Here is a 23,904-nt window from a genome sequence, read left to right on the forward strand (position 1 = left end):
CACCCCGACGCCGACGCCCGGCACGTCGCGGTCCGACGAACCCGGTCGCTCGGTGCTCCCGGGCACTGCGTCGCCGGGCGCGCCGCCGACAACCGCCGGCGCCCCGTCGGCCAGCCCCGCACCCGCCGGCCAACTCACCGGGCTGTGCCGTGCCTGGCGAGCCAAGAAACCCGAACAGCGGGAGAAGGCACTGCGTACGCCGGCGTTCGGCAAGTTGGTGACCGCAGCCGGCGGCCCGGCCCGGGTGGAGGCGTACTGCCAGAGTCTGGTGCCCGGGGCGGCGCCCACCGAATCGGTGTCGCCCTCCGAGTCGGCCCGGGCCAAGCCGTCCCCACCGGCGAAGACCCCGCCGTCACCACCGCCGCCGGGGCTGCGTACCCGGGGCTGACCGGGCGCCGGTGGGGACGGTTCCGTTCCGCCCTGCACCGGAAATTCGTCTGCTAGACAGAGGTTGGTGGCGCCGTGCACGCCCGCCGACAGTGTCGGAGGCTGGGCTTACGGTGGCACAGTGCCCGAAAGCCGGCACACGGAGAGGGGGCCTGACCCTTGGTGACGTCACCCGATTTGGATCACGGCAGCATCCTGCGCGAGTCCGCGGCCGCGGTCCGGCATCTCGCCCGGATCTGCTTCAAGACCGGGCCACCGACGCACATCGGCGTCGAACTGGAATGGACCGTGCACGACGCCGCCGATCCCGCCCGCCCCATCACGGCGGCGCGGCTGCGGTCGGCGTTGGGGCGACACAGCCCCGCCACGCTGGATGCGACAAGCCCCGCCGAGCCGCTGCGGCACGGCGGCAGGGTCACCCTGGAGCCGGGTGGCCAGCTGGAGATCTCCACCCCGCCCCGCCCCTCGGTCGCCGCGTTGATCACCGCCACCGAGGCCGACATCGCCCAGGTCACCGACCTGCTGGCCGCCGCCGGGCTGGTCCTCGGCCGCAGCGGCATCGACCCGCACCGACGGCCCGGCCCGGTGCTGGAAACCCCCCGCTACCTCGCGATGCGTGCCGCCTTCGACCGGCAGGGTCCGGCCGGTCGCACCATGATGTACAGCACGGCCGGCCTCCAGGTCTGCCTGGACGCCGGTGAGCCGGAGCAGGTGGCCGACCGCTGGGCCGCCGCGCACGCGGTCGGGCCGCCACTGCTCGCGGCGTTCGCGTCCGCCGCCCGACACGCCGGCCGACGCACCGGCTGGGCCTCCGCCCGGATGGCCGCCTGGTTGGCCATCGATCCGACGCGCACCCGCCCGGTCTGGGTGCCCGGCCGAGCCGAGCGGGACCCGACGGCCAGCTGGGCGCATTACGTGCTCGGCGCGCCGCTGCTCTGCCTGCGCCGACACACCTCGGACTGGAGCGCGCCGCCGGGCGTGACCTTCGCCGACTGGCTCGACGGCGCGCTGCCGCAAGCGCCGACCACCGACGACCTCGACTACCACGTGAGCACGCTGTTCCCGCCGGTACGGCCCCGCGGCTATCTGGAGCTGCGTTACCTGGACGCCCAACCCGATCGGGACTGGCGGCTTCCGCTGGCGGTGCTGACCGCCCTGTTCGCCGATCCGGGCACGGTGCGTGCCGCGTACAGCATCGCCGCGCCGGTGGCGCACCGCTGGTCGGCCGCCGCGCGGCACGGCCTGGCCGACCCGGCGCTGGCCGCCGTCGCGGCGGCCCTGCTCGACCTGGCCCTGACCGGGCTGCCCCGACTGGAACTGCCGGCCGACCTGCACACCGAGATCCAGCGAGGGATACGGCGGCGGCGGGCCGCCACCGAGAGGAGAGAGCAGTGAGCGTGCGCAGTGCACCCGGCTTGCCGGCCCCGCAGCCGCGACCGGAAGGCGGTTGCGCGCGGTTGCGCGATCGGATCGCGGTGGAGCTGGCGCGAGCCCGTGCCCGGACCACGCTGCTGACCGAGGTGGTCGACGACGGCGAGCTGATCCGCCAACACTCGCCGCTGATGTCGCCGCTGGTCTGGGACCTCGCCCACGTGGGCAACCAGGAGGAGCTGTGGTTGGTCCGCGACGTCGGGGGTCGTGAGCCGGTCCGGTGTGACATCGACGAGCTGTACGACGCGTTCAAACAGCCGCGTCGGGACCGCCCGACACTGCCACTGCTACCGCCGGCGGAGGCGCGCGCCTACCTGGGCACGGTTCGCGACAAGGTGTACGACCTGCTCGACGCGGTGGCCTTCACCGAACGGCCGTTGGTCGCGGACGGGTTCGCCTTCGGCATGATCGTGCAGCACGAACAGCAGCACGACGAGACCATGCTGGCCACGCACCAACTGCGCGCCGGGCCGGCCGCGCTGCACGCGCCGGCGCCGCCCGAGCCGTCGGTCCGGGTCGGCGGGGAGGTGCTGGTGCCGGCCGGCGAGTTCGTCATGGGCACCGACACGGACCCGTGGGCGCTGGACAACGAGCGTCCGGCGCACCGGGTCGACCTCCCGGCGTACGCCATCGACGCCGCCCCGGTGACCAATGGTCAGTACGCGGCCTTCATCGACGACGGCGGCTACACCGATCAGCGGTGGTGGAGCCCGGCGGGTTGGGAGCACCGCGTTCGGGAGCGGCTCAGCGCGCCGATGCACTGGCGTCGGGACGGCGACGGATGGTCGTATCGGCGGTTCGGCCGGTGGGCTCGGGTCCGCGCGGACGAGCCGGTGGTGCACGTGTGCTGGTACGAGGCGCAGGCGTACGCGGCGTGGGCGGGCACGCGGCTGCCGACCGAGGCGGAGTGGGAGAAGGCGGCCCGCTGGGATCCGTCGACCGGTCGGTCCCGCCGTTACCCGTGGGGGGACGAGGAGCCGACCGAGGCGCACGCCAACCTCGACCAGCGTCATCTGCGCCCGGCGCCGGTGGGCGCGTACCCGGCCGGCGCGTCGCCGTTGGGGGTGCACCAGTTGATCGGTGATGTCTGGGAGTGGACCTCGACGCCGTTCGGCGGGCATCCGGGCTTCGCCGCGTTCCCGTACCGGGAGTACTCGGAGGTCTTCTTCGGCGACGACCATCGGGTGCTGCGCGGTGGTTCGTTCGGCACCGACCGGTCGGCCTGCCGGGGCACCTTCCGGAACTGGGACTATCCGATCCGGCGGCAGATCTTCAGCGGTTTCCGCTGCGCCCGGGACGTGCGACCGGACGAGTCGTACCGGTGAGTCGGCGGGCCGCCGGCGGCCCGGTGGGCGCGGGGCGCTGATGTGTCGGCACCTGGCCTACCTGGGGCCGCCGGTCACCCTGGCCGAGCTCCTGTTCGACCCGCCGCACTCGCTGGTGCGGCAGTCGTGGGCACCCCGCGACATGCGCGGCGGCGGCACGATCAACGCCGACGGGTTCGGTGTCGGCTGGTACCCGGACGACGGCGCGCCGGTGCGCTACCGGCGGGCGCAGCCGATCTGGAGCGACCCGACAATCGCGCAACTCGCGGCGGTGACCGGCGCTGCGGCGGTGCTGGCGGCGGTGCGCTCGGCCACCGTCGGGATGGCGGTGCTCGACGGCGCGGCGGCGCCCTTCGCCGAGGGGCGGTGGCTGTTCAGCCACAACGGGGTGGTCAGTGGTTGGCCGGACACGGTGGTGCCGTTCGCCGCGGAGCTGCCGGTGCGGGACCTGCTCACCCTGGACGCCGCCACCGACTCGGCGCTGCTCTGGGCGCTGGTCCGGCATCGGCTGCGGGCGGGCGCGGATCCGGCGACGCGATCGGGCAGACGGTGACCGAGGTCGCCGCCGCCGCCCCCGGGTCGCGGCTCAATCTGCTGCTGACCGACGGCCACCGGGTGGTGGCCAGCGTGGCGGGGCACGCGTTGTCGGTCCGGGAGGCGCCGGGCTCGGTGCTGCTCGCCTCCGAGCCGTACGACGACGATCCCGGGTGGTGGGCGGTGCCGGAGCGGCACGTCGTCGTCGCCACCGTGGACGAGGTGCGGGTACGTCCACTGCCGGCCCCGGCGCGCCGCGCCGGGTCGGCCCGCAACGGCTGGTCGAACAGGAGGGCGAAGCGATGACCGCGGAACCGTTGGAGATCTACCTCGATGAGAGTGACCTGGAGCGCGGCCTGCGTGACGACGTGCGTACCGGGCTGAGCGCCGGGTCGAAGTGGCTGCCGCCGAAGTGGTTCTACGACGCCCGGGGCAGCGAGTTGTTCGAGCGGATCACCGGGCTTCCGGAGTATTACCCGACCCGCGCCGAGCGGGCCGTGCTGGCCGAGCACGCCGCCGACGTCGCGGCGTTGACCGGGGCCAAGACGCTCATCGAGTTGGGCTCCGGTTCGTCGGAGAAGACGAGGCTGCTGCTGGACGCCTTCACCCGCCGGGGCGGGTTGGGCACGTTCGTTCCGCTGGACGTGTCGGTGAGCGCCCTGCGCGAGTCCACCGCCCGGATCGCCGCCGACTATCCGGGCCTGCGGGTTCGGGGCATCGTCGGGGACTTCACCCGGCACCTGCACCGGCTGCCCACCGGCGGCCGACGGTTGGTGGTGTTTCTCGGGGGCACCATCGGCAACCTGCTGCCCGCCGAGCGGGCCGCGTTCCTGACCGCGATGCGCGCCGCGCTGGAGGTCGGCGACTGGCTGTTGCTCGGCACCGACCTGGTGAAGGACCCGTCGGTGATCGTGCCCGCGTACGACGACGCGGCGGGGGTCACCGGCGAGTTCAACCGCAACGTGCTGCACGTGATCAATCGCGAGTTGGGTGCCGACTTCGACCCCGACGCGTTCGCGCACGTCGCCCTCTGGGATCCCGAGCAGGAGTGGATCGAGATGCGGTTGCGGGCGACCCGACCGATGCGGGTGCGGGTGCTGGGTATGACCGTCGACTTCGCGCCGGGGGAGGAGCTGCGCACCGAGGTCTCGGCGAAGTTCCACCCGGACGGGATCGCCGCGGAGCTGACCGAGGCGGGTTTCGCCCGGACGGCGTTCTGGGCCGACCCGGACACGCTCTTCGGCGTCACGCTGGCCCGGGCGCGGTGACCCGGTTCGCCCCCGCCTCGGCAGGCCCGGCTGGTGATCGGATAGGCTGACCGCGCGAAGGGGAGTAGCCCCCAATGTCGTGGTCGACATACTGGTGCGTTCCGCATCCGGCCACGCGGCCCTGGTCCTGCCGGGGCGGGCGAGACCTTCGACTCAGGCTGTTGCAGCCGGGTCGAGGGCGCCCCTGTACCTCCTCCCGGCGTGAACGGGAAGGACGTCATGGAGGGATTTTTCGCCGCGCTGGTCGTCAGCTTCGGCGTCATCTTCGTCGCCGAGCTGGGGGACAAGTCCCAGCTGATGGCGTTGACCTTCGCCACACGGTTCAAACCGATTCCGGTGCTGATCGGCATCACCGTCGCCACGGCGGTGGTGCATCTGGCGTCGGTCGCCATCGGCGCGGGCCTCGGGGCGGTGTTGCCGACCGAGTGGATCTCGCTGGTGGCCGGTGTGGCGTTCCTCGGTTTCGGCGCGTGGACGCTGCGCGGGGACAAGCTCACCGAGGAGGAGAAGCGTAAGGCGGAGCGGACCAACAAGACCGCGCTGGTGGCGGTGTCGGTGGCGTTCTTCCTCGCCGAGTTGGGCGACAAGACGATGCTCGCCACGATCACCCTCGCCACCAAGTACGGCTGGTTCGGCACCTGGCTCGGTTCGACCATCGGCATGGTGGCCGCGGACGCGCTGGCCATCCTGGTCGGCCGGATGCTCGGCCGGCGGCTGCCGGAGAAGACCATCAGGTACGGGGCCGCGATCCTCTTCGCCATCTCCGGTCTCTGGCTGATCCTGGAGGCGGTGAACGAGCTGACCTGAGCCTCGACTAGCTGCCCCGGTGGCGGGTAACGGCCCGGGGTGGACCCGGCCGAGGTGTTGCGCCAGGGTGACCAGGTGCTGGTCGCCGTGGTGGAGGTGGCCGGCGCGCTGGTGATCTTCGTGGGCGCGGTCTGGGCGGCGGTGCGGTTCGTGGTCGAGGGGCTGCGACACCGTACCGCCGCTCGGTTCACTCCGATCCGGCTCTCGCTCGGCCGGTTTCTGACTCTCGGCCTGGAATTCCAGTTGGCCGCCGACGTGTTGCGCACCGCGGTGTCCCCGTCGTTCGAGCAGATCGGCCAGCTGGCCGCGATCGCGACGATCAGGACGGCGTTGAACTACTTCCTGGGCCGCGAGATCCGCCAGGAGCAGCGCCAGGTGGCCGAGGGTGAGCGTCGGACGTGACCGGCCCTCTGGTGCTGGCGGTGACCGCCCTGGCGCTGGTCGCCGGCGTGGTCACCGCGCTCAGCACCGGGGCGTTGCGGTCCGCCGTCAGGGTGCTGCTGGATCTGCTGATCGCGGCCGGTCTGCTCCGGCTCGCCGGCGACCCGGGTTGGCACGGGCTGGCCGGCGCGGTGGCGATCATCGCCCTGCGGCAACTGCTCGGGGCGGCGCTGGGTGGGCCAGCGCCGTGGTCCGGGCGACAATCCCCGGCGCCCTGCGCCGGGGACGATCACCACCTACCGTTGGCGCTGAGAGGTACAACCGGGGAGAGCGGGAGGTTTACCAGATGAGCCGACACGACGAACCGAACGAGTACGGCTTCTCCGGCGGTGCCACCGCTCCCGAGCCGCCGCCCGGCGGGAAGCCCGACGAGCAGGATCGGGTCGAGGCGGTGGCGGTGCCGGGCGACGACCTCACCGAGCCGGCGGCCGACGCGGTGGTCGAGGAGACCGAGGACCTGCCGCCCGCCAAGCGGCGGCACTGACCAGGGAAAGCCGCGTTCAGCGTTCGCTGGGCCGCTGGTAGATGTCGGGCACGCCGTCGCCGTCGGCGTCCCGCCGCTCCCGCTGCGCCACCCGGCGGTACACCGCGTTGCGCCGGACGAGCACCATGGCGGCCAGTCCGGCGGAGATCACCGAGCCGAGCAGCACGGCCACCTTGACCCGGTTGTCGGTAGCGCTGCCCGCTCCGAAGGCCAGTCCGCCGATCAGCAGCGAGACGGTGAACCCGACGCCGGCCAGCAGCGCGATGCCGAGCAGGTCGGACCAGCTGATGTCCTCGTCCAACTCGGCGTGGGTGAACGTGGCCAGCAGGTACGTCGAGCCGAGGATGCCGATGCTCTTGCCGAACACCAGGCCGGCGACGACGGCGATGACCACGGGGTCGGTCAGCAGGTCGCCCAGGTCGGTCCCGCGCAGGGTGACCCCGGCGGCGAACAGGGCGAAGATCGGCACCGCGACGCCGGCGGACACCGGCCGCCAGCGGTGCTCCAGGTGCGCGGCGAGACCGTCCCCGCCCGTCCCGGTGCCCTCCGGGGCCGGCGGGCCACCGGCCGCTGGCCGCCGGGCCAGCACCGGGACCGTGAAGCCGAGCAGGACGCCGGCCACCGTGGCGTGCACACCCGAGGCGTGCATCAGCGTCCAGGCGGCGATCGCCAGCGGGACCAGCGCCCACCACCAGGTGCGCCCGCGCTGCACCAGCAGCGCGAAGAGCCCGATCGGCACCAGCGCGGCGAGCAACGCGACGGGTTGGAAGTCGGCGGTGTAGAAGACGGCGATGATGGTGATCGCGAACAGGTCGTCGACCACGGCGAGGGTGAGCAGGAATGCGCGCAGGCCGTGCGGCAGATGTGAACTGACCACCGCGAGCACGGCCAGGGCGAAAGCGATGTCGGTGGCGGTCGGAATGGCCCAGCCGCGCAGCCCCTCTCCGCCCGCGCTCAGGACGACACCCGCGTAGATCAGCGCCGGCAGCAGCATCCCGCCGAGCGCGGCCACCACGGGGACCACGGCCCGGCGCGGGTCGCGGAGGTCACCGGCGACGAACTCCCGCTTGAGCTCCAGGCCGACCACGAAGAAGAAGACGGCCAGCAGGCCGCCCGCCGTCCAGGCGGCCACGTCGAGGTCGAGGTGCCAGGGCGCGCCGCCGGGCCAGGGGACCCAGCCACCGAGTCGGGTGTACGAGTCGGACCAGGGGGAGTTGGCCCAGAGCAGCGCGAGCACGGCGCCGAGGAGCAGCAGCGCGCCACCGACGGTTTCGGTGTGCAGCACGTCGGCCAGGTGTCGGGCCTCTGGCCAGGATGACCGGGAGAACAACCGGATCTTGGGCGGGCCGGGGTCGGATGGTGGGGTGCGGGAGGTCATCTGCGGGGCTCACCTACGGCAATCGGGACGGCACGAATCGACTCGCCGACCAGACTTCCGGCACACCGTTACCGAGCCTATCCGGCGCGCGTTCGGTGCCGACCGCCGGTCCGATCGGACACCTCTCCGATCGGTTTCGACTTTTCTCCGTTGTCGCCCCGCTGCCGAATGGAGGTTTGTCGGGTTGGTCATGCGGGGTGCAGAGCGTGTTATTGGAAAATACGTAACTCCGGACATAAGCCGCATGAGCCGCTTTAATGGTTTCACGAGTTCAGAGACGACCTTGGGGGTTTTCGTGAAGTTCTTTGGCGTAACCGGATCGACGCGGAGGCGCTCCTGATGGACCTGCTCCGCCAATTGCGCCACGTGCGTCGGCACTGGTGGGTTCCGCTGGTCACGGTGATGGTGGCGCTGGGCGTCTCCGCGTTCCTGACCGTACGGGCCCAACCCCGGTACGTCGCCTCGGTCACCTTCTTCGTCACCACCCCCAACTCGGGCATCAGCGACGCGTACCAGGGTGGGCTCTTCCTCCAACAGCGCGTCAAGTCGTACGCCGACCTGCTCAGCAGCGACCGGCTGGCGCAGAGCGTGGTGGCCGAGACACCGGTGGGTCTGACCGCGGACGAGGTGCAGCGTCGGGTGAGCACCTCCACCGAGGCCGGCACGGTCCTGCTGCGGGCGACGGTCACCGACACCGACCAGACCCGGGCGCTGCGGGTGACCGAGATTCTCGCGAACAAGTTCGTCGACCTGGTGCAGAAGGTCGAGACGACGCCCGAGGGCAAGACGCCGATCAAGATTGAGATCGTCAGTGGCCCTCGGGTGACCGCCAACCCCGTCTCGCCACAGCCGGTCCGCAACCTCACCCTCGGCGGCCTGGTCGGCCTGCTCCTCGGCATCGGCATGGCGATCCTGCGCGGAATCGCCGACGTCCGGCTGCGCGACGCCGCCGGCCTGCAACGGGCCACCGGAAGCCCGCTGCTCGGTGAGATCCCGTACGAGGGCAGCGCCCGCAGCGCGCCGCTGATCGTGGGCGACGCGGCGACTCGGCGCGGGCCGAGGCGGTGCGCAAGCTCCGGACCAACCTGCGGTTCGTCGACGTCCACGAACCGGCCCGGGTCATCGCCGTGACCAGCGCCCTGCAGGGCGAGGGCAAGACCACCCTCTCCTGCAACCTGGCCATCGCCCTGGCCGAGGCGGGTTGGCGGGTGTTGCTCGTCGACGCGGACCTGCGCCGCCCGAAGGTCGACGACTACCTGGGCCTGGACGCCGGCGTCGGCCTCACCGACGTGCTGGTCGGCGACGTCAAGGTCGGCGACGTCGTGCAGCGGTGGGGGGACAAGTCGCTGCTGGTGCTCCCCAGCGGTTCCGCTCCGCCGAACCCGAGCGAGCTGCTCGGCTCCAAGGCGATGTCGGACCTGCTGCTGGCCCTGCGCGAGTCGGCGGACATCGTGATCATCGACACCGCTCCGCTGCTCGCGGTGACCGACGGCGTGGTGGTGGCCGTGCAGGCCGACGGCGCGCTGCTGGTGACGCAGCAGGGCCGTACCTCGCGGACCCAGGTCGCCGCGGCGGCCCGCGCGCTGCACTCGGTCTCGGTGCGCCTGCTCGGCTGCGTGCTGAACATGGCCAAGGTGGCGAAGGCCGAGGCGTACCAGTACGAGGCCTACCGGGTGGTCGCCTCGACGTCCACCGCGTCGGTGCCGACCGACCGGGCCACGTCCGGTCGGCACAGCGCGAGCGCCGACGGGGTCAACGGCGTCGCCGACCACACCCAGGAACTCACCCGGCTGCCCCGATGAGCGCGGCGAGGGGTCGCAGCGAGCGTTCGATCTCCTCGGCGCAGCGTCGGAAGTCGGCCGCGGTCCCGCCGATCGGGTCACGCAGGTCGTCGTCGTCCCCGGCGGCGGGTTGCAGCCGTCCCCGGGCCTGGGCCGCGGCGGCGATGGCCGCCCGCAACGAGTCGTCAACCGACTCGGCGGGCGGCTCCGCCGCCGCGGCCAGCCGACCGAACTGGCGCACTGTGAACGTCCGGTGCAGCGCGCCGGGCACCATCGAGGTGCAGACCGAGCGCTGGCGCCGGGTCGCGGTCAGCACCAGCGTCGCGTCGGCCAGGTGCTCGGGGCGCAGCGCCCGGGTCCGGAACTCCGCCGGGTCCGCGCTGCTCCCGGCCGCGACCTCCAGCGCGTACGGGTGCATGCCCAGCCCGTCGATCGCGTCGGTGCCGGCGCTGGCCACGGTGACCGGCTGGTCGGCCAGCAGCCGGCGGGCCAGGTACTCGGCCATCGGTGACCGGCACAGGTTGGCGTGGCAGACGAACAACACGCGGTCAGCCATCGGTGCCCCTCTCGTCGGTGCGGACACCGGCGCCGGCACCGCGAGGGCGGTGCGTCGACGTCGGTGCTCGCGCGGGGAGGGGTTGCCGGCATCGTACGCGCGCCGGACGGCCGCCGGCGGCGGTGCCGCGCCGGCCGACGGTGATCGCGGCCGGACGGGGGTGTACCGGTGAGGATCGGCATCCTGTCCTACCACTTCCCGCCCGAGCCGGCGTTCATCCCCGGAAGCCTCGCCGAGGCGTTGGCCGCGCGGGGGCACGAGGTCCGGGTGCTCACCGGATTTCCGGACTATCCGGGCGGACACGTCTATCCCGGCTGGCGGCAGCGGTGGCACCACGAGACACACAGCGAGCGGTTGAGTGTCAAGAGGGTGCCCCGGCTCTCGGGCGGGTCCGCGTCCACCGGGGCGCGGATGGCCAGTTATCTCTCCTTCGCCGGCAGCGCGTCGTTTGCCGCGCGCCGGTTCCTCGCCGGCGTGGACGCGCTCTACGTGTTCCAACTACCGGCCACCACCTTCGCCGCCGCCGCCGTGCTGCGGTTGCTCGGGCGGGTGCCGGCCGTGCTGCACGTGCAGGATGTCTGGACCCGCGACGGCGCGGACGAGCCGGGCGAGGGGCGCTGGGCGGCGCGGATGGGTAGCGCGATGACCCGGATCTACCGGGCGGCGGCACGGATCGCGGTCGCCGCGCCGTCGATGCGGGATCTGGTGATCGCCGCCGGCGCGGATCCGGCCCGGGTTCGGCTGGTGTTGAACTGGACCGACGAGCGGATCTTTCACCCGGCGACGCCCGGCGTGGCCGCCCGGCAGTTGGTCCGCCGGGACGGTCGGTGCGTGGTGATGCACGCCGGGACCATCGGCGCGCGGCAGGGGCTGGAGACGGCGGTCCGGGCGGCCGCGGCGTTGGACCGGACGATGGATCTGGTCCTGGTCGGTTCGGGCGCGGCTGAGCGGCGGGTGCGGGGGCTCGCCGCCGAGTTGGGCGCGGAGAACGTCCGCTTCGTGGAGCGACGCTCGCCGGTCGACATGCCCGAGCTGTACGCCGCCGCCGACTACCAGTTGGTCATGCTGCGCGACCTTCCGGAGCTGCGGGGCACGGTGCCCGGCAAGCTCCAGGCCGCGCTCTCGTGTGCCGCGCCGGTGATCGCCTCGGCGGGTGGGGACACCGCGGAGCTGGTCGAGCGGGCTCGGGCGGGGTTGTCCTGTCCGCCGGAGGACTGGGCGGCGCTGGCCGACCGGTTCTGGTTGGCCGCCACCATTCCTCCGCCGACGCGCGCCGAGATGGGGCGCCGGGGGCGGGCGGCGTACCTGCGGGAGATGTCGTTGCCCGCGGGCGTCGACCAGATCGAGCGGCTGCTGCACGAGGCGGCGGGGCGGGTCGTGGAGCCCGGCGCGATTCGTGAGGGAATTTCGCCTAGAACGACATAAATGCCATAACACTACGAAGTTTCCGGCTGTGTGCTAAGAACGTCAAGGAAATTAACCTTCTGTCCGGTTCTGCGATCGGGAGTGTGGTGTGACGGAGAGCGAACGACCGATCCGCCGGCGGAGCCGGTCCCGGCGTCGCCGGCGCGCCCGGCTGCGCCGCGCCCTGCTCGGCGCCCTGGTGGCCGGCTCGCTGCTGCTGGCCACCGTCGGCTGGGTCGGCTTCCGTGGCTGGCAGGCGCGCGCTCACCTCGTCAACGCCGCCGGGCTGGCCCGGGAGCTGAGCGCTCAGGTGGTGGGCGGGGAGACCGACCGTGCGTTGCGGACGCTCGCCGCCCTTCAGGAGCAGTCCCGGGCCGCCCGCGCGGCGACGAGCGACCCGAGCTGGCGGCTGGCCCGGCACACCCCGGTCGCCGGCGACGACCTCGACGCCGTAAAGCAGATCGCGGTGGCGATCGACGAGTTGGCCCGGCAGGCCTTTCCGACCCTGCTCCGGGCGGATCTGACCAGCCTGGTGCCGGCCAGCGGCCGACTGGACCTGGCCCGGCTCAGCGCCGTCTCCGCCGAGTTGTCCGGCGCGAACGAGTCGGTGCAGCGGACCCGCCGGAACCTGGCCGCGGTGCCCGCCGACCGTCTGGTCAGCCAGGTCCGCCAGGCGCTGACCGACCTGCGTGGCGAGATCGACCGGCTGTCCAGCCTCACCACCGCCGCCGACCAGGGCGCCCGCCTGCTGCCGCCGCTGCTCGGGGCGGCCGGCCCGCGGCGATACCTGCTGCTCTCGCAGAACCTCGCCGAGCTGCGCGCCACCGGCGGCATGTTCGGCGCGTACGCGATCATGGAGGCCGACAACGGCAAGGTGAAGATGGGCAAGCAGGGCAGCACCGCCTCGCTCGGCCGGTTCACCCCGGCGCTGAAGCTGCCCGCCGAGATCAAGGCGATCTGGACCGACCTGCCCGGCATCTATCCCGCCGACGTCAACCTGTCTCCGCACTTCCCGACCGCCGCGACGCTGTACCGGGAGATGTTCCGGCGCAAGACGGGCACCACTGTCGACGGGGTGCTCGCCGTCGACCCGGTGGTGCTGTCGTACCTGCTCAAGGCGACCGGTCCGGTCCTGGTGCCCGGCGGGGTGCCGCTGGCCAGCGAGAAGGTCGTGCAGACCCTGCTCAACGAGAGCTACCAGCGGCTGAGCGTCAAGCAGCAGGACGAGTTCTTCGCGTCGTCCGCCGCGTCGGTGTTCGACGCGTTCTTCGAGAAGAATGTCAACCCACGGGTGTTGTTGTCCGCATTTGACCGTGCTATCACCGAACGGCGGATATTGTTCTGGAGTGCCCGACCTGAAGAACAGCGGACGTTCGGCGACAGCCGGATGGCCGGGACGCTTCCGGAACAGGACACCGTGCCGACGGTCGGCGTGTTCCTCAACGACGGCAGCGGCGCGAAGCTCGGCTACTACCTGCGGCCGACGGCGAACGTGACGGTCGGCGACTGCCGGCCCGACGGCCGCCGTGAGCTCCGGTTGCGGGTGACCCTGCGCTCGACGGCACCGAAGTCCGGGCTCAGCGAGTCCGTCCTCGGTCTCGGTATGGCTGGCGATCCGTACACCGCCCGCACGTTGGTGTCGGTCTACAGCCCGGCCGGCGGGGCGGTGCTCGACGCCCGGCTCGACGGGGTGGCGACGGCGCTTGGTAGCGGCACCGAACGTCGCCGTCAGGTGGCGACAGCCAGCGTCGACGTCGGCCCCGGTGCCGAGCGGGCGCTGGAGGTCACCGTGCTGACGGCCAAGACCGGCGTCGGGCAGGCCGAGCTGCGGCTGACCCCCACCGCCAGCCCCTGGACCACCCAAATTCATTCCGCACCAAGCTGTGACCAGTAGGAGGGAACCAATCATGCGGCTATCCCGCATCATCATGGCGCTCACGGTCGGCCTGGCCGTGGTGGCCGTGCCGACGGCAGCGGGGGCGGCACAGCCGCAGCCGACGCCTTCCACGAGCACCGACCCGACCCAGCCGCCGCCGTACACGCCCCAGAACCCGGCGCTGACGGTCAACCGACCGACGATCTTCATCGGTGAGACGGTCGTGCTGACCGGCGTCGGCTTCGGTCCGAACGAAACCGTCGACATCACGGTCACGGTCACCCCGCTGGCCGCTCCGGCTGCTGGTCGGGCTCCGGCTCGCCGCAGCGACGGCAGCACGGTGGCCATGGCCCCGGTGGCCTTCCAGGCGAGCGCGCCACTGAGCTTCACGGCTCGTACCGACGCCCAGGGTCGCTTCACCCGGAACTACACGCCGTCGGTGACCGGTCTGCTGACCTTCACCGCCGTGGGCCGGGAGTCCGGCCGGACCGCCTCCACCGAGCTGCGGGTGCTGCCCAAGAAGCAGCCGTTGCCCGTCACCGGTGACAGCCTCGGCACGCCCATGAAACTCGGCGGTGGCCTGGTCGGCGCCGGCGCGATCATGCTGCTGCTGACCATGGCCTGGCGTCGTCGCCAGCGCTTCGGCGGTGCGGCGCACTGACCGGATCGCCGGGCAGTGCCCGGATCGCACCACCGCTGACGCCCGTCGGAGCACTCCGACGGGCGTCAGCCCGTCCCGGCTGTCCGATCTGTGCGTCGCGATGGCGTGATCGACTCGGCTTCCGGGATGTCGGGGTCTCCGACGCTCCGGGATGCCCCGATTTCCTGGTACACGAGTGGATCACCCGCTCGGACGGTTCTCGGTGCCGGCCCGGCCCGAGAGGTCTCCATGCCGGCCCCGCCCGGCCGCGGTAGCTCGTACGACCGACAACCGGACAGCGTTTTGACACGGCTGCGTTGGATCGGCCGCCCCCGGAATGACCCCGGCCCGCCGGTCGTTGCACCTGGACCCGGCGCCACGAGCCCCCGCTCGCCAGCCGCCGAATCGGGCACCGCGAGCCACCCCGGCCCGTAGGCGCCTACCGCACAGACTTCGCAGCGCCGGACGAGGTGCTCACACCCCGCACCACCGACCCCGATCGGGGGTGCATGGGTGTCCTTACCCCCGAAGGAGCTAACCCCCATGAACACGATCATGCGTAAGAGCGTGCTGTCCGTCGCGGGTCTCGCGTTCGCCGGTGGCATCTTCGCCGGCCCGATCGCCGCGCACACCATGGCGGACACCAAGCCCGTCGCCGTCGCCGTGCAGGCCGACAAGCCCGACGCCGCGGCGCTGATCCCGCACGGCACCCAGGGCGAGCAGTCGCACCTCACCCTGAACGACGAGCAGACCGCCAACGTCAAGGCGATCATCGCCGCCACGAAGAAGGCCGGCCTGCCCGAGCGCGCCGCGGTCATCTCGATCGCGACGAGCCTGCAGGAGTCGAAGTTGGAGAACCTGGGTCACCTGGGTGACATGAACGACCACGACTCGCTGGGCCTGTTCCAGCAGCGCCCCAGCTCGGGTTGGGGCACCCCGGAGCAGATCACCGATCCGGAGTACTCGACGACGGCGTTTCTGAAGGGCCTCAGGCAGGTCGACGGCTGGCAGGACATGCCGCTGACCGACGCCGCGCAGACCGTGCAGGTCTCCGCGTACCCGGACGCCTACGCGCAGTGGGAGCAGCAGGCCGCCGACCTGGTCGCCCAGTACTGGAACAGCTGACCCACACCGACAGACACGCTGGCCGGCATCCCACCACGGGGTGCCGGCCAGCGGCGTACTCCGGTCAGGTTTTGCGGCGGTGCGTGCGGTAGATGTCGATCAGCGCGCAGAGCAGAGCGAGCACGATGATGCCGGTGGCCAGCATGAGGGACCGTTCGAAGGAGGTGGTCCAGTCGCCCCGGCTGTCGGCCAGCGACGAGAAGAACAGCGAGCCGACGGCGGCGATGCCGGCGGCGGCGCCGATCCGCTGACCGGTCTGGAGCATGCCCGCGCCGCTGCCCGCCTGTGCCACCGGCACCTCGGAGAGGGTGATCGTCTGGTTGGGCGCGATCACCAGGCCACTGCCGATGCCGGCGACGAGCAGGGGGCCGGCGGCGACCCAGGGCGCGGGGGCGTCCGGCGCGAGCCGCAGCGCGACCACCGTCGCGGCCAGCCCGACCACCACGGTGAGCAGGCCGATGGCGACAAGTGGTCGGCCGAAGCGGTTGACGATGCGGCCCCCCAGCACGGCGGCGGCCGCCGAACCGAGGGCGAACGGGGTGATGGCCAGGCCGGCGACGAGCGCGCTGTAGCCGAGGCCCATCTGTAGGAACAGGGTGAAGATGAAGAAGATCGCGGTGAACCCGCCGAAGTAGACCAGCGCCAGGATCGACCCCAGGGTGTACGACTGGACGCCGAACAGGCGCAGGTCGAACAGGGGTTGGTGGTGGCGTGCGTACCGCCGCTCCCAGAGCCCGAAGGCGACAAGCACCGCCAGGCCGACCGGGATGAGTGCCCACTTCCAGGGGCTCTCCCACTGCTGCTCCTGCACCAGGGGCAGCAGGAGCAGGACCACGCCGATGCCGAGCAGCAGGACGCCGACCGGGTCGAGTCGATGCCAGCCGGGTTGACCGGCAGGGCGTCCGGGCAGCAGACGCCAGCCGAGGACCACCGCGAGGACGCCGACCGGCACGTTGACGAAGAAGACCCATCGCCATCCGTGGTCCTCGCCGCCGATGGCGATGAGCAGCCCGCCGAGCAGCGGCCCGACGGCGGTGGAGATGCCGATGGTGGCGCCGAGCAGGCCGAACGGGCGGGCCCGTTCCGGCCCCCGGAAGAGCTGCTGGATCAGACCGATGACCTGCGGGTTGACGATGCCGGCGGCGGCGCCCTGCAACAGTCGGGCGATGACCAGCCAGGTCGGGGAGGTGGCGAGACCGGCGAGTGCGCTGGTGACGGTGAAGAGCGCGATGCCGAAGACGAAGGCGTTGCGCCGACCACGGGCGTCGCCGAACCGCCCGGCGGGCACCAGCGCCAGGCCGAAGGTGAGCGCGTACCCGGAGAGGATCCACTGCAGGTCGCTCGGCGACGCGTGCAACGCCTTGTCGATGGACGGGACCGCGACGTTGACGATGCTGACGTCGAGCAGTGTCATGAACGCGGCGACCAACCCGACGCCGACGGCCTGCCAGCGTCGTCGGTTCTCGGCCGCCGTGACCGGCTGCGGCGTCTGCGCCGCGTTCATCGTGCCCCCCGTCGGCCGTCGATCACGCATACCTGACCGCTACCCGGGTCGCCGGGGGGCGAATCTTCTCGGCTGGTCCCGCAGGTCACGCCATCTGGCGGGCACAGAACCGGGGGCCGAAGTCCAGGCCCGCCATCGGCGAGTCCTCGCGGTGCAGCAGGCCCTTCTCGGTGAGCAGGTGCAGCGGGCTGCCCACCTGCTCCGCGGTCAAGCCGGACTCCTCGGCGATCAGGTCCGGGTACGGCACCTGCCCGCGTGCCTCCAGGGTGGTGACCGCCTCGTAGACCCGTTGCTCGGCCTCCGACAGTTGCACCTGCTGCATGGTCCCTCCTTCGCTCGGCCGCCGTCACCGCGGCGGTGTGCCGTGCGCCGTTTACCCCCTGGGTGACCGAAGATGCACACCCGATCGGGCGGTCACGGCAGCTGACGGGACCGGCTGTGGCGCGGCGTCGGGGCGTCCGGTGGTGCCCTAGGCTGCTTCCGTGATCGTTTGGGACCTGGTGGTCGTCGGTGCCGGCCCCGCCGGGCTGTCCGCAGCTCACGCGGCTGCCCGTGCGGGCGTCTCCACCCTCGTCGTCGAGCGGGCCGCGCACCCGCGATACAAGACCTGTGGAGGTGGCCTGATCGGCACCTCGCTGGCCGCCGTCCAGGGCCGGATCGAGGTGCCCGCGCACGACCGGGTGGACCGGGTGACGTTCACCCGCGACGGCGGCCGGGAGTTCACCCGCCGCAGCGCCGCTCCGGTGGTGACCATGGTGCGTCGCGAGGAGTTCGACGATCGGCTGCGCGCGGCGGCGGTCGCCGCCGGCGCGCAGCTGCGGGAGCGGGTCGCGGTCCGCGCGGTCGAGCAGGACTCCGACGGGGTACGCCTGCGGCTGGCCGACGGTACGACGATCGCGGCCCGGACGGTGATCGGGGCGGACGGCTCGTCGGGGGTGACCGCCCGGCAGGTGGGGGTTCGGTACCGGCAGGTGGATCTGGGGCTGGAGCTGGAGATCCCGGTGCCGCCGGCCGAGCAGGAGCGGTGGCGGGGGCGACTGCTGCTGGACTGGGGAGCGATGCCGGGCTCGTACGCCTGGGTGTTTCCCAAGGGTGACCGGTTGACCGTCGGTGTGATCGCCGGTCGGGGCGCGGGGGAGGGGACCCGAAAGTACCTGCGGCAGTTCGTCGACCGGTTGGGGTTGGCCGGTCTGCCGGCGGAGCACGACTCCGGTCACCTGACCCGGTGCCGTGCGGAGGACTCGCCGTTGCGTAATGGCCGGGTGCTGGTGGTGGGGGATGCGGCAGGGTTGCTGGAGCCGTGGAGCCGGGAGGGCATCAGCTTCGCGCTGCGCTCCGGCGAACTGGCCGGCGCGGCGGTCGCGGCCGGTGATCTCGCCGGGTACGAGCGGGCGGTCGCCGAGCGGCTGCTGCCGGAGATGCGGGCGGGCTTCCGGCTGCTCGACGTGTTCACCCGCCGCCCGAACGTGTTCCACGCGCTGTTGGCGACCCCGCCGGGCTGGCGGATGTTCGTTCAGTTCTGCCAGGGCCGGGCGAGCTTCGACGAGATGCTGCGACACCGCCGGATCCGGGCCGCCCTCGCGGTGCTCGACCGGTTACCCCAGCCATCGCGCCAGCCCACACCCAGTCAACCAGGATCCTAGGACGCCCTACAGGGTGTGTGCGAGGGCTGGTGTCGCGGCACCGATCGCCGGACAATCGACAGGGAGGCAGGAGGAGCCGATGGCCGAGCAGCCGTTCACCGACGACGAGTACGCGTTCCTGCGCCACATCCGGTTCGGCGAGTTGCCGCCCCCGGTCCGACCGGACGAGCTGGTCGCCCTGACCGAGACGGACCCGGGGCGGGACCGGTCGGAGACGGCCGAGGACCCGATGCGCTGGAACGTGCAGGGCTGAGAACGCGCGACGCCGTGGGTGTCGCCACCCACGGCCCGTCGACGGCCGCCGATCAGAAGACCGGCACACCCTCGCGGACGAGGCGCCAGTTGGGCTGGAAGAAATCGGCCGGGTCGATGCTGCCCCTGGCCTGCGCCCAGTCGATGAGCAGCTGACGGATCTCCTGCTGCGCGTTGTAGACCTGGGTCTTCACGATGCCGGGGAAGTTGCCACCGCCGCTGCGCCGGTAGTTGTTCACCGCCACCACGAACTGCGCGTTGTCGGCGACCGGCGTGTCGGTGCCGGGCAGCACCAGGCGGGTGATCCGCTGCCCGACGGCCGGGAGATGTCGATGTCGTAGTCCACGCCGGAGAAGACGTCGTAGTTGTAGTCCGGGACCGTGGGGTCGCTGATCTGCTCCGGGTCGACGGCCGCGCCCGGGGCGAGGGTGCGGAAGTACTTCGCCGAGTACTCCAGATACGCCCGCACCTCGGCGCCGCTGAGCACCACCGCCTCAAGGGTGTTGTCGTACACGTACAGACCGGCCACGTCGCGGATCTTGACGTCCCCGGCGGGGAAGACGGCGGTACGGCTGAACGGTGCCGCGATCGACAACACCGGCAGGTCCGCGTACGCGGTGCCGGCCAGCGCCGCGCCGACCACAGCGGTCTGCACGTGGTTGATGAAGTCCAGGATCGGGGTGTCCCTGTACCGCGACTCGGCCGCCGACAATTCCACAGTGGACTGCGCGACCACCTGGTTGACGTACGCCACGGTCTTCTGGTGCTGGCCCCGCACGGCGGCGAGCACCTTCGGGTCCTCGACCACCGTGTTGGTGTTCAACATGGTGGCGGCCTTCTTGGTGATCGCCCACCGGCCGTGCTCACGGGTGAGCGTGAAGTCCATCCGGGTGAGCCGCTGGCCCCACTTCGACGGCTCGGAGAGCAGCACCTGGGCGCCGGTCCGCTCGTTCGTGACGAACCGCTCGACCACCTCGTTGTGCGCGTGACCGAAGAGGATCGCGTCGATCCCCGGCACCTGCTGGGCGATCAGCGCCACCGGGTTCTCGTTCGGCAGCTCCGGGCCGTAGCTGGAGGTGCCGCTGTCCCCGCCATGCGCGGAGATCAGCACCAGGTCCGCGCCACGGGCCCGCATGATCGGCACCCACTTCGCGGCGGTGGCGACCATGTCGTCGAAGCGCAGCCTGCCCTCGACGTTGCCCTTGTCCCAGATGGCCACACCCGGGTTGGTCAGCCCCAGGATGCCGACCCGCAGGGTCGGCGCGGCGAAACCGAGGGAGACCTTCTTGATGACGTACGGCAGGAAGGCCGGCTTGCCGGTCTTCGCGTTGACCGCGTTGGCGGCGAGCGCCGGAAAGCCGAGCTGGCGGATCCACAGGTCAAGCAGCGGCAGACCGTAGTTGAACTCGTGGTTGCCAAGCGTCACCGCGTCGTAGTCGATGACGTTCATGGCCCGGGCATCGGGTGCTTCTCCCCGGTGGCGGTGATCGGCTCCTGCTTGGCGTAGTAGGTGGCCAGCGGGGTGCCCTGGATGGTGTCGCCGGCGTCGAGCACCAGCGTCGCCTTGCCGCGCCGCTCCCGGCGGATCTGGTTGATCAGGGTCGCCAGCTTCGCGACGCCGATGTCGTTCTGCTTGCTGTCGTCGTACTCGGCGTCCCGGTAGTAATCCCAGTTGTAGACGTTGCCGTGGGTGTCCGACGTGCCCAGGAGGGTGAGGTCCCAGGTGCGTGACCGGGCCGCGCCGGCCGCCTGCGCGGGCGCGGCGGCGATCAGCGGGGTGGTCGCCGCCGCGGCCGCGGCGACGAGCACCTGACGACGCGACGGGCCGGAGGGAGAGGTCATGACGTGCCTTTCCATGGGGTGGACGCGCTTCGTGGGCGCTCGCGCACCATAACCACCGGCTGGCACTCCCGCCACGCCAGCCCCGGCGGTTGCCCCGGTTTCCACCGGCCCACCTGGGGTAGGGCGATCCAGGACGAGATTCGCGGGAGAGCCGCCGCTCCCCGCGCGGCGCGAGGAGACTTCGGAGATTTCGGTGACTGAGGACCAGCACACCCAGCAGGACCCGACCAGCCAGTACGGCCAGCAGTCGGGCCAGCCCGCACAGCAGCAGTCAGCGCCCGGCTCGACCGCGCAGATGAACCCCAAACCGGACCACGGGGAGGAGTCGTACCGGGGCAGCGGCAAGCTCGACGGCAAGCGGGCGTTGATCACCGGGGGTGACTCGGGGATCGGCCGGGCGGTCGCCATCGCCTTCGCCCGGGAGGGCGCGGACGTGCTCGTCTCCTACCTCGACGAGGAGGAGGACGCCGACGCCCGGGAGACCATCCGGCTGGTCGAGAGCGCCGGCCGGCGGGGCGTCGCGGTACGCGGTGACATCACCGACGAGGCGCACTGTCAGGAGCTGGTCGATCGGGCGGTACGCGAGCTGGGCGGCCTCGACATCCTGGTCAACAACGCGGCGTACCAGATGTCGCAGGACAAGGGGATCCTCGGCATCAGCACCGAGCAGTTCGACCGGGTGCTCAAGACCAACCTGTACGCGATGTTCTGGCTCTGCAAGGCCGCGATTCCGCACCTCTCCGAGGGGGCGGCGATCATCAACACGGCCTCGATCCAGGCGTTCGACCCGTCGCCGCAGCTGCTGGACTACGCCACCACCAAGGCCGGGATCGCCAACTTCACCAAGGCCCTCGCCGCTGACCTGGCCGAGCAGGGCATCCGGGTGAACGCCGTCGCGCCCGGTCCGGTCTGGACGCCGCTGATCCCGGCGACCATGCCGGAGGAGAAGGTGAAGCAGTTCGGCACCGACACCCCGGAGGGTCGGCCCGGCCAGCCGGCGGAGCTGGCCCCCGCGTACGTCTTCTTCGCCTCGCAGGAGTCCAGCTACGTCACCGGCGAGATCCTCGGAGTCACCGGCGGCCGACCGACCAAGTGATCCGCCGCCGGGTGGGCGTCCGCACGACGCCCGCCCGGCGGTGTGGCTCGCCGGTGCGGCAGTTAACGGGGCCAGCTGGCGAAGCGTCGTCGGATCTCGGCGACCTCGGCCGCGCCCAGGCCGTATCGACCGAACCGCTGGTCGGAGAGGCGGTCCAGGTAGCGGCCGGCGGCACGGACGTCGTCGGGGTCCAGCGCGGGATCGACCTGACGTGCCAGGATCAGCAGCTCGTTCACCCCGTAGTGGTCGAGGACCGCCGACACGTCGATGAAGTCCCGTACCTCCCGCCGGTTGACCAACGCCGCGATCTTGTTGGCCACCAGATCCCGGACGTCCATCACCGGGCCGAGGTCCATCACCACAGGGCTCTGCCGGCGGTCCAACCGGGCCAGGCTGAGCCGGATCTGCCGTGCGTCGCGGCTCACCACGAAGTCCTTCATGTCCTGCTCGTACCCGTCGAACAGGTTGGCCAGCTCACTGTCCGGGTCGGCATCGCTGACGCTGAACCCAGCCCGCTCCAGGGCCACCCGGACCCCGGCGGACGCGGCCGCCGCGGCGCCCTCCACGTCCGCGAAGAGGTCGACGTCCTCCGTCGGTCGGGCGACCAGCCCGTGCGCCGCCCACGCCACTCCACCACCAAGAACGAACCGGTACGGCCCGGCGGCGGACAGCGCCACCCGGGCCACCTCCCGGTAGAACTCGTGCAGGTGAGGCTCGGTCACGCGGCGCGCAGGCCGCGGTGTCGGCTCTCCCACGCCTGGCGTACCCCCCGAGGCAGGTTGAGCAGTCGCCACACCCGACGCAGCGTCCGCCCGTTGATCAGGGAGCGCAGATCCTCGGCCCGGGTGGTCTCACGAAGCACGTTCTCGTACATCCAGAGCAGTTGGTCGGGGTCGCCGAGGTCGAAGGTGCGCTCGGCGTTCCACATCAGTCGTACCGGCAGCTCGACCACGCCTCGGGTGGGGCCGGCCAGCTCAGCGAGCGTCCGTGCCACCACAGCGGGGCGACCTGGGCGGGCCAGGAAAGCCACGCCGGTCGCGGTGGGGGAGACGGCCTGCATGGTGTCAGGGTAACGCCCACCAGAGCCAGTGTCGCTCAGGCTGATCCGAGCGCCCAGTTCCCGGCGCGTCCGCCCGCCTCCGCTCAGCGCGATGTTTGTCCGGTTCGCGCGATCTCGTGCGGCCCAGCGGATTCGTGATCGACTCGGGTTTCCTGTAGTTGGGGTGTCCGACCCTCCGGGATGCCCCGATTTCCATGAACCCGAGTGGATCATCCGAGTGAGGGGCCATTTGCCGCTGCCGGTCCGCCCCTACCTGGGTCATTTGTACGGTTATACGCCCGGTTCGCGGAGATCGCGGCCGACGTGGCCGCCGAGGCGCGCGACGGTCTGGGTGCAGAGCTGGGGTTTGTGGGGTGTGACCGGCTGCACCGGTGGGCCGGAATCATGGCTGGGCCGGGGTCGTTACACACCCTGACGATCGCAGGACCTCGGCCGATCACCCGGCCTTGGGACTGGCCCCGCCGCCGGAATGCCGGCTCGCACCGGGTCGTTAAACACCTGACGATCGCGGGATGACCGCCCGGGGCCTCGGGCTTGGAATGCCGGCCTCCGGGCCGCCGTTGCAGTCGCCACGACCGAGCGCCCGGGCACCGCCACGATGCGGGTGCCGGTGGAGCAGTCCCCACGACCGGGTGCCTGGGCACCGCCATGATGCGGGTGCCGGTGGGTGGGCCGCCTCCGGAATGACTCCGGCCGGCCGGTCGTTACATAGGGACCTGGCGCCACGAGCCCCCCGGCTCGCAGGTCGCCGTCCGGGTGCCACAAGCCCTCCGGTTCGTGTGCACCCCCCTCAGACTTTTTCTCTTGTTGTGTGCAGCGCCGGACGAGGTGCTCACACCCGCGTCGCCGCTCCCCTTGGCGTGTGTGGGTGTCCTACCCCCGAAGGAGCTAACCCCCATGAACACGATCATGCGTAAGAGTGTGCTGTCCGTTGCGGGTCTCGCGTTCGCCGGTGGTGTCTTCGCCGGTCCGATCGCCGCCCACGCCAACCCGGTCGAGGGCAAGCCGGTCGCCGTGGCGGTGCAGCAGTCGGCGCCGAAGCCGCAGGGCGAGCAGTCGCACCTCACCCT

General features: G+C 71.8%; 23 protein-coding genes and 3 pseudogenes. 18 read left to right on the forward strand and 8 right to left on the reverse strand.

The window, feature by feature from the left end:
* The 9 genes and pseudogenes from JM949_RS17595 to JM949_RS17635 all read left to right on the forward strand — a co-directional run.
* Positions 1 to 388, forward strand: a pseudogene (locus JM949_RS17595) (hypothetical protein); the annotation flags it as partial.
* A 158-nt stretch (positions 389 to 546) separates the two neighbouring features.
* Positions 547 to 1,782 carry an ergothioneine biosynthesis glutamate--cysteine ligase EgtA gene (gene egtA / locus JM949_RS17600; RefSeq protein WP_203149522.1) on the forward strand — a complete coding sequence of 412 codons (1,236 nt, stop codon included), beginning with the start codon at positions 547 to 549 and terminating at the stop codon, positions 1,780 to 1,782.
* Between the two features lie 20 nt (positions 1,783 to 1,802).
* Positions 1,803 to 3,143 carry an ergothioneine biosynthesis protein EgtB gene (gene egtB, locus JM949_RS17605; protein ID WP_203149539.1) on the forward strand — a complete coding sequence of 447 codons (1,341 nt, stop codon included), beginning with the start codon at positions 1,803 to 1,805 and terminating at the stop codon, positions 3,141 to 3,143.
* 40 nt (positions 3,144 to 3,183) lie between these two features.
* Positions 3,184 to 3,983, forward strand: a pseudogene (gene egtC / locus JM949_RS17610) (ergothioneine biosynthesis protein EgtC).
* Positions 3,980 to 4,945: an L-histidine N(alpha)-methyltransferase gene (egtD, locus tag JM949_RS17615; RefSeq protein WP_203149523.1), complete on the forward strand. Its 966-nt coding sequence runs from the start codon at positions 3,980 to 3,982 to the stop codon at positions 4,943 to 4,945. Before egtC ends, egtD begins: the two are co-directional and overlap by 4 nt.
* A gap of 219 nt (positions 4,946 to 5,164) precedes the next feature.
* Positions 5,165 to 5,752: a TMEM165/GDT1 family protein gene (locus JM949_RS17620; protein WP_203149540.1), complete on the forward strand. Its 588-nt coding sequence runs from the start codon at positions 5,165 to 5,167 to the stop codon at positions 5,750 to 5,752.
* Between the two features lie 39 nt (positions 5,753 to 5,791).
* Positions 5,792 to 6,154 (forward strand): DUF1622 domain-containing protein, encoded by a 363-nt coding sequence (locus tag JM949_RS17625; protein ID WP_203149524.1) that lies wholly within the window; start codon positions 5,792 to 5,794, stop codon positions 6,152 to 6,154.
* Positions 6,151 to 6,483 (forward strand): hypothetical protein, encoded by a 333-nt coding sequence (locus JM949_RS17630; RefSeq protein WP_203149525.1) that lies wholly within the window; start codon positions 6,151 to 6,153, stop codon positions 6,481 to 6,483. The genes JM949_RS17625 and JM949_RS17630 overlap by 4 nt, the downstream gene beginning before the upstream one ends.
* On the forward strand, positions 6,480 to 6,677 hold the full coding sequence (locus JM949_RS17635; protein ID WP_203149526.1) for a hypothetical protein: 198 nt from the start codon (positions 6,480 to 6,482) through the stop codon (positions 6,675 to 6,677). The genes JM949_RS17630 and JM949_RS17635 overlap by 4 nt, the downstream gene beginning before the upstream one ends.
* A 16-nt stretch (positions 6,678 to 6,693) precedes the next feature.
* Here JM949_RS17635 and nhaA read toward each other — a convergent pair whose 3' ends face one another.
* A complete protein-coding gene (gene nhaA / locus JM949_RS17640; protein WP_203149527.1) occupies positions 6,694 to 8,055 on the reverse strand; it encodes a Na+/H+ antiporter NhaA in 1,362 nt (453 codons plus the stop codon).
* Between the two features lie 339 nt (positions 8,056 to 8,394).
* On the opposite strand from nhaA, the gene JM949_RS37255 reads away from it, so the two are divergent.
* Together JM949_RS37255 and JM949_RS37260 are read left to right on the forward strand one after the other, a co-directional pair.
* Complete coding sequence (locus JM949_RS37255; RefSeq protein ID WP_238433375.1) at positions 8,395 to 9,186, forward strand: YveK family protein; 792 nt, start codon at positions 8,395 to 8,397, stop codon at positions 9,184 to 9,186.
* The gene (locus JM949_RS37260; protein ID WP_309232203.1) at positions 9,120 to 9,857 is read left to right on the forward strand and encodes a CpsD/CapB family tyrosine-protein kinase; all 738 of its coding nucleotides are present in this window, start codon (positions 9,120 to 9,122) and stop codon (positions 9,855 to 9,857) included. Before JM949_RS37255 ends, JM949_RS37260 begins: the two co-directional genes overlap by 67 nt.
* Here JM949_RS37260 and JM949_RS17650 read toward each other — a convergent pair.
* The gene (locus tag JM949_RS17650) at positions 9,838 to 10,392 is read right to left on the reverse strand and encodes an arsenate reductase/protein-tyrosine-phosphatase family protein (protein ID WP_203149528.1); all 555 of its coding nucleotides are present in this window, start codon (positions 10,390 to 10,392) and stop codon (positions 9,838 to 9,840) included. The two genes, JM949_RS37260 and JM949_RS17650, sit on opposite strands and share 20 nt — an antisense overlap.
* 168 nt (positions 10,393 to 10,560) lie before the next feature.
* On the opposite strand from JM949_RS17650, the gene JM949_RS17655 reads away from it, so the two are divergent.
* From JM949_RS17655 to JM949_RS17670, 4 genes are all read left to right on the forward strand, one after another.
* A complete protein-coding gene (locus JM949_RS17655; protein ID WP_203149529.1) occupies positions 10,561 to 11,817 on the forward strand; it encodes a glycosyltransferase family 4 protein in 1,257 nt (418 codons plus the stop codon).
* An 88-nt stretch (positions 11,818 to 11,905) separates the two neighbouring features.
* Positions 11,906 to 13,690 carry a DUF4012 domain-containing protein gene (locus JM949_RS17660; protein ID WP_203149530.1) on the forward strand — a complete coding sequence of 595 codons (1,785 nt, stop codon included), beginning with the start codon at positions 11,906 to 11,908 and terminating at the stop codon, positions 13,688 to 13,690.
* A gap of 13 nt (positions 13,691 to 13,703) precedes the next feature.
* On the forward strand, positions 13,704 to 14,333 hold the full coding sequence (locus JM949_RS17665) for a hypothetical protein (protein ID WP_203149531.1): 630 nt from the start codon (positions 13,704 to 13,706) through the stop codon (positions 14,331 to 14,333).
* A gap of 522 nt (positions 14,334 to 14,855) precedes the next feature.
* On the forward strand, positions 14,856 to 15,437 hold the full coding sequence (locus JM949_RS17670) for a hypothetical protein (RefSeq protein WP_203149532.1): 582 nt from the start codon (positions 14,856 to 14,858) through the stop codon (positions 15,435 to 15,437).
* Between the two features lie 64 nt (positions 15,438 to 15,501).
* Here the strand turns inward: JM949_RS17670 and JM949_RS17675 are convergent, their stop codons facing one another.
* Complete coding sequence (locus JM949_RS17675) at positions 15,502 to 16,941, reverse strand: MFS transporter (protein ID WP_203149533.1); 1,440 nt, start codon at positions 16,939 to 16,941, stop codon at positions 15,502 to 15,504.
* A gap of 85 nt (positions 16,942 to 17,026) precedes the next feature.
* A complete protein-coding gene (locus JM949_RS17680; RefSeq protein ID WP_203149534.1) occupies positions 17,027 to 17,263 on the reverse strand; it encodes a hypothetical protein in 237 nt (78 codons plus the stop codon).
* Between the two features lie 160 nt (positions 17,264 to 17,423).
* On the opposite strand from JM949_RS17680, the gene JM949_RS17685 reads away from it, so the two are divergent.
* Entirely contained in the window at positions 17,424 to 18,584 is a 1,161-nt protein-coding gene (locus JM949_RS17685) for a geranylgeranyl reductase family protein (protein ID WP_203149535.1), read from the forward strand.
* Positions 18,585 to 18,663: 79 nt separating this feature from the next.
* Positions 18,664 to 18,837 carry a hypothetical protein gene (locus JM949_RS17690; RefSeq protein ID WP_203149536.1) on the forward strand — a complete coding sequence of 58 codons (174 nt, stop codon included), beginning with the start codon at positions 18,664 to 18,666 and terminating at the stop codon, positions 18,835 to 18,837.
* Positions 18,838 to 18,889: 52 nt separating this feature from the next.
* Here JM949_RS17690 and JM949_RS17695 read toward each other — a convergent pair.
* Together JM949_RS17695 and JM949_RS39775 are read right to left on the reverse strand one after the other, a co-directional pair.
* Positions 18,890 to 20,286 (reverse strand): annotated as a pseudogene (locus JM949_RS17695) (bifunctional metallophosphatase/5'-nucleotidase).
* Positions 20,283 to 20,678 carry a metallophosphoesterase family protein gene (locus JM949_RS39775; RefSeq protein WP_238433377.1) on the reverse strand — a complete coding sequence of 132 codons (396 nt, stop codon included), beginning with the start codon at positions 20,676 to 20,678 and terminating at the stop codon, positions 20,283 to 20,285. The pseudogene JM949_RS17695 and the gene JM949_RS39775 overlap by 4 nt, the downstream one beginning before the upstream one ends.
* A gap of 193 nt (positions 20,679 to 20,871) precedes the next feature.
* Between JM949_RS39775 and JM949_RS17700 the strand changes: the two genes are divergently transcribed.
* A complete protein-coding gene (locus JM949_RS17700) occupies positions 20,872 to 21,774 on the forward strand; it encodes an SDR family oxidoreductase (RefSeq protein ID WP_203149537.1) in 903 nt (300 codons plus the stop codon).
* Between the two features lie 62 nt (positions 21,775 to 21,836).
* On the opposite strand, the gene JM949_RS17705 is transcribed toward JM949_RS17700, so the two are convergent.
* Entirely contained in the window at positions 21,837 to 22,496 is a 660-nt protein-coding gene (locus JM949_RS17705) for a nucleotidyl transferase AbiEii/AbiGii toxin family protein (RefSeq protein ID WP_309232204.1), read from the reverse strand.
* Positions 22,493 to 22,834, reverse strand: coding sequence for a hypothetical protein (locus JM949_RS17710; protein WP_203149538.1), 342 nt, complete (start codon positions 22,832 to 22,834; stop codon positions 22,493 to 22,495). The genes JM949_RS17705 and JM949_RS17710 overlap by 4 nt, the downstream gene beginning before the upstream one ends.
* Between the last annotated feature and the right edge of the window lie 1,070 nt (positions 22,835 to 23,904).

The sequence above is a fragment of the Micromonospora tarensis genome (assembly GCF_016803395.1).
Classification (GTDB): domain Bacteria; phylum Actinomycetota; class Actinomycetes; order Mycobacteriales; family Micromonosporaceae; genus Micromonospora; species Micromonospora tarensis.

What these genes read in the sequence shown, in the direction of transcription:
- JM949_RS39775 (WP_238433377.1), bottom strand. Translation starts at nt 20,678, where the DNA reads ATGACCTCTCCCTCCGGCCCGTCGCGTCGTCAGGTGCTCGTCGCCGCG.
- JM949_RS17670 (WP_203149532.1), top strand. Translation starts at nt 14,856, where the DNA reads ATGAACACGATCATGCGTAAGAGCGTGCTGTCCGTCGCGGGTCTCGCG.
- JM949_RS17635 (WP_203149526.1), top strand. Translation starts at nt 6,480, where the DNA reads ATGAGCCGACACGACGAACCGAACGAGTACGGCTTCTCCGGCGGTGCC.
- nhaA (WP_203149527.1), bottom strand. Translation starts at nt 8,055, where the DNA reads ATGACCTCCCGCACCCCACCATCCGACCCCGGCCCGCCCAAGATCCGG.
- egtD (WP_203149523.1), top strand. Translation starts at nt 3,980, where the DNA reads ATGACCGCGGAACCGTTGGAGATCTACCTCGATGAGAGTGACCTGGAG.
- JM949_RS17665 (WP_203149531.1), top strand. Translation starts at nt 13,704, where the DNA reads ATGCGGCTATCCCGCATCATCATGGCGCTCACGGTCGGCCTGGCCGTG.
- JM949_RS17690 (WP_203149536.1), top strand. Translation starts at nt 18,664, where the DNA reads ATGGCCGAGCAGCCGTTCACCGACGACGAGTACGCGTTCCTGCGCCAC.
- JM949_RS17680 (WP_203149534.1), bottom strand. Translation starts at nt 17,263, where the DNA reads ATGCAGCAGGTGCAACTGTCGGAGGCCGAGCAACGGGTCTACGAGGCG.
- JM949_RS17650 (WP_203149528.1), bottom strand. Translation starts at nt 10,392, where the DNA reads ATGGCTGACCGCGTGTTGTTCGTCTGCCACGCCAACCTGTGCCGGTCA.
- JM949_RS17675 (WP_203149533.1), bottom strand. Translation starts at nt 16,941, where the DNA reads ATGAACGCGGCGCAGACGCCGCAGCCGGTCACGGCGGCCGAGAACCGA.
- JM949_RS37255 (WP_238433375.1), top strand. Translation starts at nt 8,395, where the DNA reads ATGGACCTGCTCCGCCAATTGCGCCACGTGCGTCGGCACTGGTGGGTT.
- JM949_RS17620 (WP_203149540.1), top strand. Translation starts at nt 5,165, where the DNA reads ATGGAGGGATTTTTCGCCGCGCTGGTCGTCAGCTTCGGCGTCATCTTC.
- JM949_RS17710 (WP_203149538.1), bottom strand. Translation starts at nt 22,834, where the DNA reads ATGCAGGCCGTCTCCCCCACCGCGACCGGCGTGGCTTTCCTGGCCCGC.